Origin of the sequence: Shewanella sp. A32 (assembly GCF_029167175.1) — a bacterium.
Taxonomy (GTDB): Bacteria; Pseudomonadota; Gammaproteobacteria; order Enterobacterales; family Shewanellaceae; genus Shewanella; species Shewanella yunxiaonensis.
In genome coordinates this window covers 16,295-31,610 of record NZ_JARFTS010000012.1, presented here as the reverse complement: position 1 = coordinate 31,610, position 15,316 = coordinate 16,295, and the positions used below count along the sequence as shown (strand labels likewise).

The following is a 15,316-nucleotide window of genomic DNA, read 5'->3' as shown; positions in this document are numbered from 1 at the left end:
GAACTCCCGAGACTGCAATAGCCGCTATCTCAGTTTTTATGCTTTGAATTATCAGGGAATAAATGGTGTTACCGGGGTTGGGAGTCCGCGACCAATCACCAGATAGGCCGTTAAACTACAAAGTCCCAGTACGATTAAGTAGCCAATCAGCACTTTGGCTAAGGTACGTAAGCCTTCCCGACGAAAACTGCCCCCCCACTTCAGCGCTAAGCGATACAGGCCCAACATGGCATGAATGACGACTGCGGGTAACAGCACTATGTAGACCAGCCAGTAGTTATCGTGCCAAACCCGTTCGGCTGACAGATGCGGACCGATTTCCGGATTAGTGATCATGGTGACCAAATGCATCGGCACCAGGAAAAACATCATGAAGCCAGTGATCATTTGCCAGAACCACAGACGACTGTCCTGATGATTGATGAGTATGTTGTGGTTGCGTAGCGCCTGCCACTGCCGCGTCTGTGCCGGAAAACGTCTTAGCGCAGTCACAGCGTGAACAACGAGTACCAGTAGCATGAACATGGAAAAAGTTTGCGTGACCAAAGAGGAGCCGTGGCCGCTGCTGGTAAACCAGCCGCCCTCCAGTACATTCGCCAAACGGTAAAACGCTTCTTTGCCCAGCAGGATAGTAGATTCAAAATGCAGGTGTGCCAGCAGAAACAATCCCAGAATAAGGCCGGAGCTACTCTGAAGCACATCTGCAATTGCTGACCAGCGATGGCTTTGCGGATACCCCAACCATCTCTCACCGATACGATATTTAGTTAACATAGTTATTAAAGTTATTTAAGGTCAAATCCGTGAGTCTATCAACATATCGCAACTCGCCTACCTGCCAACTGTCTCAAGCGCCTTATGTGATCTTGTTCAATATTTCCACAGATCCAGCCTGACATACGTCACATTTATGACTCGTAACCGGTGGTAATGGTAAGACCAATTACCCCTTATTAATCAGTCGTTTAAATGAATAAAACCAACCAAAGTGTAAGCAGAATACGGATTTTAGGTATATTAAAGGCAACTTATGAAAGTCAGTTTCATCACGCTAGGTAACCTGAAGCCTTTAAGGCGCTGGCAAGATAACCAGCCCTTGCCATACAATATGCGGGTTTATTTTCATACCAAGAGATGCCTTTCATGCCCTGGATCCAACTCCGTATCCACAGCAACAGCGAACACGCTGACGCACTGAGCGACCTGTTAATGGAGCTCGGCAGTGTGTCTATCACCTTTGAAGATGGTAAAGACACACCGATTTTTGAGCCCAAACTAGGTGAAACGCCGTTGTGGGCCGATACCGTGGTTGTCGCACTGTTTGACGCCGGAACCGATCTGGCCCCAGTCATTACAGAGCTGCAGCAGCAATTGCCTTTTCTCCAAGAACAGTTCAACTACAAAATCGAGCAGATCGAAGATAAGGATTGGGTACGTGAATGGATGGACAACTTCCACCCAATTCAATTTGGGCAACGCCTGTGGATCTGCCCCAGTTGGCGCGAGATCCCAGATCCGAATGCGGTCAATGTGATCCTTGACCCAGGTTTAGCTTTCGGTACCGGCACCCATCCCACCACAGCCTTGTGTCTGCAATGGCTCGACAGCCTGGAGCTGAGAGATAAGGAAGTGATCGATTTTGGCTGCGGCTCCGGCATTCTCGCCGTCGCAGCGCTAAAACTCGGGGCAAAATCGGCTATCGGTATCGACATCGATTATCAGGCAATTGATGCATCACGTGACAATGCCACCCGTAATCAAGTGGTAGACCGACTCAGCCTTTACCTGCCACAAGATCAACCGGAAGGTATTCAGGCCGATGTGTTGGTTGCCAATATTCTCGCTGGCCCACTTAGAGAGTTAGCGCCGCAAATCGCGTCGCTGGTGAAACCTGCAGGCAAACTCGCACTGTCAGGTCTGCTCAATGAGCAAGCCGAGGAACTCCGCGAAATCTATAGCGAATGGTTTACCATGGACGCCACTGCTCACAAAGAAGACTGGAGCCGCTTGACAGGAGTACGCAAATCGCTGTAATGGGCCGCCAAGGCGCGCCACGGCTGATTTCTTAGGTTTTAAAAGTCAAGAAAAAAAGTTTTACTTTAGGTTATTTATTGACCTTTTCATGGCTAGCAAAAAGGCGTACTATAGCGCCCCTTTGAAGCGCTAGGTGAAACCGCGAAATGCAGATTGGCCCCTATCAACTGACAAACCAGCTGATCGTGGCACCAATGGCAGGTGTCACCGATCAGGCCTTCCGTAATCTCTGTCTCCGTTATGGTGCTGCCATGGCAGTGTCAGAGATGCTTTCGTCCAATCCTGAGTTATGGGATACGGACAAAAGTCGCCAGCGCATGAGCCATTCCGGCGAAGAAGGCATACGCTCGGTGCAAATCGCCGGGGCAGATCCCGATGAGATGGCTTGGGCCGCCCGCTACAACGTGGAGCAAGGTGCCCAGATTATCGATATCAACATGGGCTGTCCGGCAAAAAAAGTGAATAAAAAGCTCGCTGGCTCAGCGCTGCTGCAATCACCGGAACTGGTGAAACGCATCCTGGATGCGGTGGTAACAGCAGTGAATGTACCGGTAACGCTGAAGATTCGCACGGGTTGGGACCCAGAGCACAGGAATGGTGTTCAAATCGCCCAGATTGCTGAAGAGAGTGGCATTACCGCCCTGGCGGTACATGGCCGTACAAGGCAGTGCCTATTTAAGGGGGAAGCCGAGTACGACACAATCAAGGCAATCAAACAAAATGTCTCGATACCAGTTATCGCCAATGGGGATATCACCTCACCGGAAAAAGCCCGCCTGGTGCTGGATTACACCGGGGTGGATGCTCTGATGATTGGCCGAGGCGCACAGGGAAGACCATGGATTTTTAAAGAGATCCAGCATTACCTGGACACCGGCAAGTTGCCGGCACCTGTAGACAATGCTGAAAAGCGTCAAGTGATGCTGGAGCATTTGTCCAAACTGTATGATTTGTATGGCGAATATAAAGGCGTTCGCTTTGCCAGAAAACATATAGGTTGGTATCTGAACCAGGAAGAACAGCGCCAATTCCGGGCTGAGTTTAATCAGCTGGAAAGTGCTGCCGAACAGTGTTCCATGGTGGAACATTATTTTGATGAATGTGTACTAGATAAATAAGAGCAGAAACGAATGTTTGATCAGACAACTCACACAGAAGCTCATCCGCTTACCGTAGGCAAAATTGAAACCGCTAACGGCACCATCAAGCCGCAGTTGCTGCGCGACGCTGTAAAACGCGCAGTCAGCAACTTCTTCTCACAGCTGGATGGTCAGGAAGCTCAGGAAGTATATGAAATGGTACTTTGCGAAGTCGAAGCACCTCTGCTTGATATCATTATGCAGCACACCCGTGGCAACCAGACTCGCGCCGCTAACATGCTGGGTATCAACCGCGGCACTCTGCGCAAGAAACTGAAAAAATACGGCATGAATTAATCAAAATTCATAACGCATTGAAATTTAAAGGTCTTTCTGTAAAAAGAAAGGCCTTTTTGCTTTCCATGTACCCCCACATGTACCCCGAGAGTATTCTTATATCTTGAATTAGGTGAGAGATGACCACGTTTACTTCCATTCCAATGACCACAATGGCGGCATCAACAGAGATACGTTCACCAAGGACGCAATCGGTTATCAAAGTAAATTCTCCAAGTCATAAATTTTGGCCTAAATGGTTTAACCTCAAAAACTATGATTGTCTAAAAACGATCACGGCTGAGCGCTTTATCGTTCAGATAAAAGAGCGGTTAAGATTATTGAGCTTGCTAGTAACCGCTAATGGGCAAAGACTGACGGATGATCGTCAATGGCAAAGAATCCGAAGAGGAGAAGTACTCATTGACCAATGGGGACCAGAACAAAATTTTGAATGTGAAGCAGTAAAGCTCATCAATCATTTAGATATTGAAGCACTTTACGAAGACATCAGCATTGAAGATGCGGATTACGAGCCAAATTATCTTTTCCCCAGCGGTGGGAAAGGACAACTTTTCCTAGCGGTTGACATTGCAAATGCCGATGACAAAGTTCTACTAAGCAACGTCCAATATTTGCTTCGAAAACTACGCCAACAGAAAGGAATTTCTGAGCCAAAATTTCCTAGATTTAGTAAGACTCATATTCGTTCGTTCAAGAAACTCTTGCACTACAAAGTCATCCCCTATCTCGACCTTATGCTGTATTGCCGTCTGTACGATAATCCAATACCAAGGTTTTCGAGTAACGAACAACGAGAAGAATGCTGGTTGCCGCTGGAGTTGTCCCAGCCGATACTAGCTACACTTCTTTTTGAAAATTCTATAGATGACGAACAATATAAAAAAACTTATCAGCGGTTTTACAACAAGCATCTAAAGGGCGGTAAAGGCGATGAACTATTGTCTATGATGTTCGCTGTAATCCGCAGTGATGACAAACTAACTAACTGTGCCATGAAAGATCTGTAGCCAACTTAGGTCATAAACCCAAAATAACAAGACGTTCTCCGAAAGGCCGCTAATACAGTGGCCTTTCTTGCATTGATTTCCTCGTTGCACCAACCTAGGTATTACAACAAGCGGATCAGCACTCACATGCAACCCATTATGAGTTAATAACATATACAGTCTCTAATCCAATACGGTGGTTTTTCCTTTACTACCTACTTATTCCATTCCAGCTTAATACAAATTTTAGGGTAAAAATGCCGTTCGCATTCTTACCCTGAACATTAACGATCTTCTAGGCATGATGCTCTCAATCCAAACCAAAACGAAGGAGAGCATTATGACCTGCCAATTGGTCACAACATTTCAAGAACGCATAGTGCGTGAAGCTGAACGCAAGCAGATCACCTCTATATCCCGCTCACAAGCCTATCAACTAGAAAAACTTGAGCTATTTCCTAAACGCATCCAGTTAGGAACTCGCTCTGTTGGTTGGCGTTTATCCGAATTATTAACCTGGGTACAAAATCGTTAGCAGGGGAAAAATCATGTCAAATTTGAAATTTAGCCGAGACCCATTAGATATCTACATCGACAACAAACGGGTAATGCGTCGGCCGGAGATTATGAGACTCCTGAGTGTAAGTCGCTCTACCCTGCACCGCTGGATTAAAAGCGGAATATTCCCGAAACCGGCATTCAAACAAGGTGGAATTGCCCTGTGGCATAAACAGGACTATGACGACTGGATGGCGCAGCATCGCAGATAACATGTAACCCCAAAGCAGGGAAATTCTCCCTGCTTTTTTGGGCCTACTCGTGACACGGTTTGGCACACGTCAACATCATAAGCACTTAATCGGATGAGGCTATAGCCCCAGAACTGGCATGGGTTTTCGTATCTAACCAAGCCGTACCCAGGCGGATATTAAATAATATAGAGAACGGTATTTTTTGATGAACAAGCAGTTTTTTATCACACCTGATAACTCACAATCGTATTTATACAATGAGCACTCTTGGTCCATTTATAACGATAGTTACGCAACGTCTTCCAGCAAGTTCATGCTGAAGAAAACCTTTGAGTTAGTTGAATCCATGCTGGCCCGCTATTCAAAAGTGATGATGTGCAGAATTGATTTACATCCTAGCCAATTCAATCCTGATAACACGATGATTGAATCCTTTCTGAATCGCCTAATAATAGCCCTTTCAGAACAGTACAGCTGCACAGTCGGCTACTTTTGTGCAAGGGAACAGACAATTTCAAAAAAGGAGCATTACCATCTTGCTCTGTTACTTAGCGGTCACAAAGTAAACTATCCGGACAGAATTCTTAAACAAGTCGGCCAACGTTGGGAAGATGAAACACAAGGCACCCGCAGCTTTGTTGACAATTCCTTCTATAAATTGGAACGAGGAAATAAAGCATCGATTGAGCCTGCAATATACCGCTTAAGCTACCTTGCCAAATCGCGATCTAAAGAGCTCAATCCACCAGCCACGTCATATCTTTGTGCGGGGATACTCCCTAAAGAACAACGCTATGCCAACGTTGAGTTCTCGTACCTGTTGCTGGTGGATGCTGAACGTGCATATCAAAAATCCTTAGGTGTTGAGGATGTTGAAGCTGTTGAAAAAGACGATGAGGTAAAAGAGGAAAAATCCCAAACTGACGACGCCGTCGATAGCGGCTCTGGCGCGTCTATTTTCTACCGTTACAAAGATGAAATTATCTGCAGAAATCAGCTTTTCTTTGATAAAGGAATCACTGCAGTTACAGCAAATAAACACATGGATATCTCCAGTAGATATCAGTCTGCTAGCGGATGAATGACACAGTATCCTGCATCTGCCTTGATGTTTCAAAGTGTTGAATATTATAAAATTGTTAACCGTTTCAACTAAATTTGGCTATTTTTCAACCTCATTCAGACGGAATCATAGTCCCCGAGGATAATCAGCAAAAAGCTGATTATATAAACATATTGAATTTAAAGGCTTTATATGGCGATAGCTGTCATATCATAACGCTAAAGTGGATCGCCTAGTTGATCGCTTAATATCGGAATTTAGCGATCAACTAGCATGGATCACCTGCTCTTTTACAATGTAGTGGATCGCCATGTTTAGCGGAATAGTGCTGGCACATAATGAAACGAGCTATCTTAAAGTTTCATTGCTGCATGCCATTACGCCCAGCACTGATTTAGTTACGACTATACAGACCAGCTATCAGCCAACACTTCAGCCTGCTCTAGCACCAGTTTAATGGCTGCATCGGCGTGATCCGGTGGATACTTCCAACGACGCAGTAATCTCCGCACAATGTTACGCATTCTGGCACGCACACTGTCGCGTTTTTGCCAATCAACCGTGGCAGATGTTCGCAGTTGCTTTGTTAGCTCTATTGCGAGCTGGCGTAGATTATCATCACCTAATTCACGTACCGAGGACTCGTTTGTCACCAGCGCTCGATAAAAGGCGATTTCATCTACAGAGAGATTGAGCTTATCGACCATCTCTGCATCCGCCTGCATTTCTTTAGCCCATTTAATGAGTTCTTCAATTACCTGAGCCGTTTCAATGCTGCGGTTATGGTATTTTCGCATAGTCGCAGTGATCCGCTCTGAATAAGAACGCTCTTGTACTACATCTTTTTTCAGACGAGACTTAACCTCATCTCTGAGTAATTTCTCCAGTAGTTCTACTGCCAGGTTTTTCTCTTTCATGTTTCTAACATCTTCGAGAAATTCCTCTGACAACAAGCCAATATTAGGTTTATCAAGACCAACCGTTTTAAAAATATCGTCTACGCCCTCGGCAACAATAGCGTTGTTTAAAATCTGCCGTAATGCTGAATTGCGAAGTTCATCATTACGCTTTTTATTCACATTGGAATGCTTCAGGAACGCCGTTTTAATAGCACCATAAAAGGCAATTTCTTCCTTGTAACCATCGGCTTGGTCAAGGGTATTACAAAGCGAAAATGCCTTAGTTAAAGCCAACATGACATCCAAAAATCGACCTTTTCCATCACGAACTTCTTCGCCTTTACTGTTTTTATGACTCAAGCCAGAGATATGATTGACCGCTCGAGGCAACAGTTGTAACGCCTTAGTTTCAAAGTCAGGACGATAATTAAACACCTCACCGTCCACAGGTGTCGCAAACATGCCGCGGATGATGTCAATTTTTTCCATAAGCACGGCGAATGCTTCAGCAGTATCAACTGTCGGACGGCCTTTCCCCTGACTATTCGTATAGGTTTTCAATGCATTTTTAAGCTCATTGGCAATACCTATATAGTCAACTACCAGACCTCCCGGCTTATCCTTGAATACCCGGTTTACTCGCGCAATCGCCTGCATAAGATTGTGGCCTTTCATCGGCTTATCTACATACATCGTATGACAGCATGGCGCATCAAATCCTGTCAGCCACATGTCGCGCACAATCACCAACTGCAATTCGTCGTTAGTATCTTTAAAGCGTTTTTCAAATGACTTTTTAGTTCGCTTATCATAGATATGGGGCTGAAATTTCGCTTTATCTGCCGCACTACCAGTCATAACGATTTTAATAGTGCCTTTAGCAGTATCGGGGTTGTGCCATTCAGGTTTAATTTCCACAATCGCATTGTAAAGGTCGACACAAATTTCCCGGCTCATCGCCACAATCATCGCTTTACCAGGGAAAGTTTCAGTGCGAGTAGTAAAGTGAGTAACCAAATCCTGGGCAACTTGCTTAATTCTCGGTTCCGCCCCGACTAATTTTTCCAGTGCGGCCCACTGAGATTTAATTTTTTCTCGGGTTTCAGTTTCTTCATCCTCACCGATTTCGTCCTCCACTTGCTCATTCAGCGCTTCAATTTCCTGCTGATTGATTGTCAGTTTTGCTAACCGTGATTCGTAATAAATCGGCACCGTAGCACCATCTTCAACGGCATCCTGAATATCATAGATGGAGACATAATCACCAAATACACCTCGAGTATCTTTATCGTCTAACGCAATCGGCGTACCGGTAAAACCGATAAAAGAAGCATTAGGCAATGCATCGCGCATATATTTGGAATAGCCATACACATAGCGCTGGCCGATCACGTTATCATTTTCGTCCTTAACCTCTTTCAAGCGAGCTTTATTGCCATATTGGCTGCGGTGTGCTTCATCAGACACCACCACAATATTGGAACGCTCAGAAAGGCATGGATGTTCAGTTTCGTTATCCAACAGCGCAAATTTTTGTACGGTTGTGAAGATAATGCCACCCGACTGACGATTTAGTAGCATTTCTCTCAACGAGTCCCTGTCTGTCGCTTGCTGAGGGTCTTGTTTCAATGTCTCCTTCGCCATCTCAAAGGTATTGAACAGTTGACCATCAAGATCATTTCGGTCGGTGACAACCACCAGCGTGGGATTGTTCATTTCAGGTTGTTGTAGCAACTTACTGGCAAAGCACACCATAGAGATACTTTTACCGCTGCCTTGTGTATGCCACACTACTCCAGCCTTTTTGCTGCCAGGCACAATGGTATTGCCATAGTTCGCTCTGGGCGTCTGAACCATATTGTCGGATGGCGCAGATGCGATCACGGTAGCCTTTACCGCTTCACGCACGGCATGAAATTGATGATATCCCGCGATTTTTTTAATAATGCTGTCCTTATCCTGTTCGAACAGCACAAAATAATGAATGTAATCGAGCAATAACTCTGGCTTAAAAAAGCCGCGTACCATTGTCTCTAATTGAAACTCCAACAGAGGCTTATCATCTTCATTATTAATGGTTTTCCAAGGTAAAAAGCGCTCTTTATCTGCGGTCAGTGAGCCAACCCTAGCTATCCAGCCATCAGAAATCACCAACGCTTCATTAAATACAAATAAATCAGAAATTTCTGCTTTATAGGTTTGCAGTTGATTGTAAGCATCCCAAATATCGACTTGCTCATCGGCAGGATTCTTCAGTTCTATTACAGATATCGGTAATCCATTAATAAATAAAACAATATCTGGCCTACGGTTACCCTTTTTACCAATAATGGTAAATTGATTCACAACCAAAAACTCGTTTTGTTCCACATGGTCAAAATCAAACAGACGTACATGAGTATGCTTTGTGGTGGGTTTTCCAGCTTCCGTTACTGAATAATCTAACGGAACCCCCTCTGTCAGATATTTATGAAAAATACGGTTACTTTTTATCAATACTGGTGTTTGTGCTGTTGTCACCGTTTTGACTGCATCTAGTAGCGCTTCATGAGGTATCTCTGGGTTAAGTATCTCCAGCCGATCCAGTAATCGTTTTACCAAAACTACTTGATAAAAGTCCTCTCGTTCCGGAGTTACACCGTCAGGGGCTATGTCATAACCGTTTAAATATTGATAGCCTACATCCTGAAACCATGAAATACATAGTTGCTCTAGTTGATCTTCCATAATACTCATAGCGCCAGTTCCTTATAATGTGCTCTCATGCTACGACAGAATGGTTCGAAAGAAGGACACTCCATAAGCACGTTTTGTAGCGTTTTCATCTGTTCAATAAAACATTGTTCTTGTTGTTCGAAGGTGTTTTTCCCGTGATATAACTCCAGTAAATCACCGTATATCACTAGAGGATGCCAAGGGTTATATCTGGTTAACCGGGTACGGTCAGACACTTTCCACAACCGCTGCAAAGCTAATCTTTGGTGGAGTTCAGCCACCAGCATTTGGTAATGTTCATCTTCTGGCAAAACGTTGTGCAGAGAACTATCAATACTGATAATCAATACTGCCAGTGGGCCATTGATGGTTAATTCCTGAATTTGATGATCCGCCCCATCTTTTACAAAGCCGCAAAAAATGCCAGGCTCCCACGATTCAGCCAACGCAGGCTCACGAGACGGAGACAAAAACTCCATGCCGACACGGCCCCAAGCCGCACGGACTTTATTCTGCAGTTTAAAGTAAGGATTTTCAGCTAATGGCCAAGGCACATTCATTACCGACCAACATAAAGAGGCTAATTGCTCATCAAGCTTTTTAACTTCAGCATAGTAGGCCAGCGACAATGGGTTAATCGGTGTCACGTCCAATAAGCCATTACTTTCAAGTAATGCTAAAAACTCTTCACGTAACCACGAAAGCTTTTCGGACAGACTATTCAGCCCATTGATACAGTCAGCAATCTCATACCAGCACAAGGCCACGTCCGGATTCTGCCGATGCTGAGTGCGGCGGGCAGTGATCAGCACTAATGCATATTGGGAATAGTGGTTATTGGCAAAGTTGCGGTAATTCTCCAGTTGCTTATCGTGTAATTCAGACCAAACCTTATGTTCAAACACTAGTTTCCAGTCACGACCACTGACATCCCATACCATGTCAGGAAACACGCCATTAAAATTTACTTGGGTAGAAATTTGTACCGATTCAAGAGCATCCCCCCACAAGGCGGTTTGTTCAGATGCCTTTTGTCTAATAAGTGCATAAACGCTTTGCAATACTTCAGAGTCATTACGCAATAACCAGGCAAAAGCTTCAGTAATAAAATTCTCAATGGGTGCTGATTTATCGCTGGCAGCATACTTACTGACGTTAACTAATAAACTTCCTGACACAGTAAAACCACTCCTTGTGATGGGTTCGGTTCTGGCAAAGCGTTAGGCATTTTGTGAATATGCCACCAGTAGCCATAGTCACTATTTATTCCACACTGATTTAATCAGTTTGCCGGTCTGGTTATAGATCCCTACCTGCTCAATGTAATGATGAAAATCACTATTCTCGGTGACGATGCGATTAGCAGATTGCCAGTCCACAATACTGCGTTCTTTGGCCGGGATAAGGATCTGGCTATCAAATAGTGATTCTGTATCTAGTAATAAAATGCCAATACCGTGCAGACTCGAAAGCATTTGCAGTTCAGGTTCCACATCTGAATTTAATCCCGTTGCTACCAGATAACCATAATTAGCCCAACTGGAATTGGAGACTGCCTGGAAGAAATATTTACGGACATTGCCCCTGGTGAGGTGCTTTTTAACCTCGAAAGACCACAACCGCACAGAGCTGGAATTACCGCTGCGCACACAGCTACGCACAATTTCATCCCAGCCCTGATCGAGCGGCTCTAAGGCAACAATGTCGGGATGCAGCCACTGATTACCACCATTACCGTGGCTATTTTTCGATTTATGTTCATCGATACGTAAGCAGTACAGCCCCAGATCTTTATTGAGATACGCCATCAACAAAGGATACAACTCCTGCTCACTCAAACTTTGAGCTGCCAGCGGAGTATCGACTTCCAACTCATCCATGTCGCTAGTGATTTCATCATCCGCACCATCAAGTTCGGCATTCCAATAATAAATTCTGGGTCTTGGCTTATCACGAGTGGCCACGTTCGGGCACTTCTTTTTGGCAGCCACGGTACGCTCTCCGCCAATCTCTGCCGCTAGCTGAGTGAGCAGTTTTTCTGGTGTATCGTAGTTAGGGTTGGTCTGCTTCTCGGCAATCTCTCTGGGATAACGCACCACAAACGCATTGGCTAAATCCCGCGCGGTGAACTTTTTATCGGGGTTATCGCGTAGCGTTTCGATGATCATGTCTACTCGGGTAGTCATGCACTCACCTCGACTAAGTCTTCAGCGTTGCTTAACTCGATTTCGCCGGAAAGCAATTTAGGGAGCAAGGTGTTTCGTAGGGCTGAAAGTTCAATATTCTGGCGAACATTAGATTCGATTTTTTGTAAAAGAGGAGCAATGATCTCATCAAATCTGTTGGCAAGCTCAACCCCACTGAATGCCATTGAATAGGTATCAAACGTTTTTGTTGTGATGGTATCGAACACTGCACCGTGCGTATTTTGTTGAAGAGTGCTCACCGCTTCGTTGAGGTTGAAGTAATTGTAGTAGTCACCCACCTCTTTACCCCGAATACCATAGCAAGATTGATTCATGCACATATCTGTACCGACAAGGGCTAACTTACCGACCGTACCACGGGCCGTGATAATTGTTGTGCCTTTTTTTAGCAGCTTAGTTGAAGATTTACTTAAGCCTAGTTCTGTAATTTTTTCATCAGTATCAACAACAAAAACATCACTTCCAGATGGGACATCCTTTACGGAAAACCAAGGAATCTCTCCCCCCCAATATGCCTTTTCTGAACGTTTTGGGGTTCCTCCACCGATTAAATCTACTAAATTTGATAGCGTGCAAACTGACCAACCTTCAGGTATCAAACCTAACTCGCTCTCAACTAGCTTATCGGGGAAAAGCGAGGCAGTGGCTTCATCCATGCCTTGCGGCTGTTCGCCGTTCATTTTGGCTTTAACGGGGTCGAAATCGACAAACCATGATTTGAAGATGGCTTGCGCCATGGCTTCTAGGGTTTGGTTGGTTTGTGTATTCAGTGAAATCTTTCTATCGAAACTACGAAGTATATTTCCTATATCAATTCTGACATCGGAGTCAGCAGGAACAATACATTCAACAGAATTCAATGTGGCCTGATTCAGTAGAGGTTGACCTGAACCAGAACTGAATTGATTCAAGTTCAATCGTTCGAGAAAATAAAACCAAAAAAGCTCTTCACCAAATTTCTTAGTTGTACACGAAATCGCATTATCTGAGACCCAACACTTTTCTTCTGAAAAATGAACACTTCCGCAATAACTACCAACCCTACCTATCACAATGGTATTTGCTGTACAGTTTGTTTTCTCTGAACGACCAATTATTCCATTTGAACCGAAAACAGGGTATGCCGAATCATCAGACCTATCTGGGGATGATTTGCCATTTTTAAAATTAAGAAAGTGACCTAAATTTGCTTCCTGTAGTTCAAAGCTCATAACCCAACCCCGCTAGATTCTTCTTAATTTCAGCTTCTAGCTTGGCGGACTCAGCAAACTGCTCGCTGAGCTTGTCGGTCAAGGTTGCCATCTTTTCCGCAAACGGGATGCCATCATCTGCTTCATCGGCCGCGCCAACATAACGCCCCGGTGTGAGCACAAAGTCGTGTTTGGTGATCTCTTCCAACGTGGCGGATTTGCAGAATCCGGCTTGGTCTTCATAACTCACGCCGTTAACGGCCTCGCCAGTTTTCCATGCGTGGAATACATCAGCGACCTTGGCGATATCCTCCATGGTGAAGTCACGCAGCACACGGTCTTTCATAAAGCCAAGGTTGCGAGCATCGATAAACAGCACTTCGCCTTTACGGTCACGCAGCTTACGGCCTGCTTTGTCGGTACGAGCACCTTTGTTGTTGGTTAAAAACCAAATACAGGCGGGAATTTGGGTGTTGGTAAACAATTGCCCTGGCAGCGCCACCATACATTCAACCAAATCATTGGTGACCAGATTCTTACGGATTTCACCTTCGTTATTGGTAGTGGAACTCATGGAGCCATTAGCGAGCAGCAGTGCTTGCGAACCATTGGGCGCAAGGTGGTAAAGCATATGCTGTAACCAGGCAAAGTTAGCATTGCCCGCAGGTGGCGTACCATACTTCCAGCGCGGGTCATTATCATCCACGCCCTGATTCCACTCTTTCATGTTGAATGGCGGGTTGGCCATGATGAAGTCAGCACGCAGATCCGGATGCTGGTCGTTATTGTAAGTGTTCGCGGGTTCTTTACCGAAGTCATATTCCAGCCCACGGATTGCCAGGTTCATTGCTGCCAACTGCCAGGTGGTGTAGTTATATTCCTGGCCATAGATGGAGACTTTCTGCTTTTGCGTTACTGGATCTATGTTGTGTTGACCGGCATATCGCTCAATAAACTTTTCGGATTGTACAAAGAAGCCACCAGAACCACAGGCAGGGTCATATACTCGGCCTTCAAATGGCTCAATCATTTCTACAATCAAAGAAACAATAGCTGCCGGAGTGTAGAACTGGCCGCCCTTTTTACCTTCTGCCAAGGCAAATTGCCCCAGAAAGTACTCGTATATATGCCCGAGAATATCTTTACTGTTTAACGACTTGTGGGTAAATGGAATCGTCGCAATCAGGTTGATCAGTTCCACCAGCTTTGCCTGATCAATACGCAAAGCTGAGTAGGATTTATTCAACACCCCCTTAAGTTTGGGGTTATCGCGTTCGATGGCCTCCAGTGCGTTATCGATTAAATGACCCACTGAGGTGATCTTTTTCAGTTTGCCGCCCACTTCAAGTTCTGTCGGGCCAATACAGCGCGGCGCATTATCCTGTAAAAACTTCCAACGGGATTCTTGTGGCAGCCAGAACACGTTTTTTTCGGTGTAATAATCTCGTTGTTCCAGTTCAATGTCGATTTCTTGTGCCAGTTCTTCACCGGTTAACCCTTCCGGATCGAGATAGTATTCATGTTCTGGATTCATTAGGTCGGCACGGATTTCAGCCTGACGAAGGCTAAAGGCGTCTGACACATATTTGACAAATATCAGCCCAAGCACTGCATGTTTGTACTGAGCAGCATCAAGTGAAGCTCGCAGTTTATCTGCAGCAGTCCAAAGGGTTTTTTCGAGATTATGAAGAAATTTTTGTTCTAGTTCGTCCATTGATATTTTCCAAAAATACTGCGTAAGTTGGTTATATGCGTCTGATGAGCCAACGTATACAGATACGCCATAAATGTTGCCGTTTGTTCAACTTATTCCCGGACAAGGATTCTCTGACGCTATGGACAAGTGTCGGGCAATGAAACTCCAGATGAGTTAATCACGTGAGATAGTCCATGGTGCTCAAACTCGGAAACTAGGCGACCGAGCTACATTCAGAGAGTTTGTCGACTGCTATAAGGCCCATCATCAACTAACAAGGATTGTTACACGCATTATGCTGCTATATCTATCAAAACTAATTGAGCTCACTCAAG

The 15,316-nt window shown here is 44.9% G+C and carries 13 protein-coding genes; 7 read left to right on the top strand and 6 right to left on the bottom strand.

Features of this window, described 5'->3' with window-relative positions; genetic code table 11:
- Positions 1 to 51 precede the first annotated feature (51 nt).
- Positions 52 to 774, bottom strand: a complete 723-nt coding sequence (locus PY479_RS10500) for a fumarate reductase cytochrome b subunit (protein WP_275483726.1) — start codon at positions 772 to 774, stop codon at positions 52 to 54.
- 369 nt (positions 775 to 1,143) lie between these two features.
- Here PY479_RS10500 and prmA point away from each other — a divergent pair, with 369 nt between their 5' ends.
- The 7 genes from prmA (at position 1,144) to PY479_RS10465 (ending at position 6,292) form a co-directional block, all read left to right on the top strand.
- On the top strand, positions 1,144 to 2,034 hold the full coding sequence (gene prmA, locus PY479_RS10495; protein ID WP_275483725.1) for a 50S ribosomal protein L11 methyltransferase: 891 nt from the start codon (positions 1,144 to 1,146) through the stop codon (positions 2,032 to 2,034).
- Between the two features lie 146 nt (positions 2,035 to 2,180).
- The gene (gene dusB, locus PY479_RS10490) at positions 2,181 to 3,152 is read left to right on the top strand and encodes a tRNA dihydrouridine synthase DusB (RefSeq protein WP_275483724.1); all 972 of its coding nucleotides are present in this window, start codon (positions 2,181 to 2,183) and stop codon (positions 3,150 to 3,152) included.
- Between the two features lie 12 nt (positions 3,153 to 3,164).
- Positions 3,165 to 3,470 (top strand): DNA-binding transcriptional regulator Fis, encoded by a 306-nt coding sequence (gene fis, locus PY479_RS10485; RefSeq protein ID WP_037441607.1) that lies wholly within the window; start codon positions 3,165 to 3,167, stop codon positions 3,468 to 3,470.
- A gap of 119 nt (positions 3,471 to 3,589) precedes the next feature.
- Positions 3,590 to 4,480 (top strand): DUF6387 family protein, encoded by an 891-nt coding sequence (locus PY479_RS10480; RefSeq protein ID WP_275483723.1) that lies wholly within the window; start codon positions 3,590 to 3,592, stop codon positions 4,478 to 4,480.
- 319 nt (positions 4,481 to 4,799) lie between these two features.
- Positions 4,800 to 4,994 (top strand): AlpA family phage regulatory protein, encoded by a 195-nt coding sequence (locus PY479_RS10475; RefSeq protein WP_275483722.1) that lies wholly within the window; start codon positions 4,800 to 4,802, stop codon positions 4,992 to 4,994.
- 13 nt (positions 4,995 to 5,007) lie between these two features.
- Complete coding sequence (locus tag PY479_RS10470; RefSeq protein ID WP_275483721.1) at positions 5,008 to 5,229, top strand: helix-turn-helix domain-containing protein; 222 nt, start codon at positions 5,008 to 5,010, stop codon at positions 5,227 to 5,229.
- Positions 5,230 to 5,416: 187 nt separating this feature from the next.
- Positions 5,417 to 6,292 (top strand): inovirus-type Gp2 protein, encoded by an 876-nt coding sequence (locus PY479_RS10465; RefSeq protein ID WP_275483720.1) that lies wholly within the window; start codon positions 5,417 to 5,419, stop codon positions 6,290 to 6,292.
- Between the two features lie 386 nt (positions 6,293 to 6,678).
- Here the strand turns inward: PY479_RS10465 and PY479_RS10460 are convergent, their stop codons facing one another.
- The 5 genes from PY479_RS10460 to PY479_RS10440 form a co-directional block, all read right to left on the bottom strand.
- The gene (locus PY479_RS10460; RefSeq protein ID WP_275483719.1) at positions 6,679 to 9,909 is read right to left on the bottom strand and encodes a type I restriction endonuclease subunit R; all 3,231 of its coding nucleotides are present in this window, start codon (positions 9,907 to 9,909) and stop codon (positions 6,679 to 6,681) included.
- Positions 9,906 to 11,066: a hypothetical protein gene (locus PY479_RS10455; RefSeq protein ID WP_275483718.1), complete on the bottom strand. Its 1,161-nt coding sequence runs from the start codon at positions 11,064 to 11,066 to the stop codon at positions 9,906 to 9,908. Before PY479_RS10455 ends, PY479_RS10460 begins: the two co-directional genes overlap by 4 nt.
- Positions 11,067 to 11,147: 81 nt before the next feature.
- The gene (locus PY479_RS10450; protein WP_275483717.1) at positions 11,148 to 12,074 is read right to left on the bottom strand and encodes an HrgA protein; all 927 of its coding nucleotides are present in this window, start codon (positions 12,072 to 12,074) and stop codon (positions 11,148 to 11,150) included.
- A complete protein-coding gene (locus tag PY479_RS10445) occupies positions 12,071 to 13,306 on the bottom strand; it encodes a restriction endonuclease subunit S (protein ID WP_275483716.1) in 1,236 nt (411 codons plus the stop codon). Before PY479_RS10445 ends, PY479_RS10450 begins: the two co-directional genes overlap by 4 nt.
- A complete protein-coding gene (locus tag PY479_RS10440; RefSeq protein WP_275483715.1) occupies positions 13,296 to 14,999 on the bottom strand; it encodes a class I SAM-dependent DNA methyltransferase in 1,704 nt (567 codons plus the stop codon). The genes PY479_RS10445 and PY479_RS10440 overlap by 11 nt, the downstream gene beginning before the upstream one ends.
- Between the last annotated feature and the right edge of the window lie 317 nt (positions 15,000 to 15,316).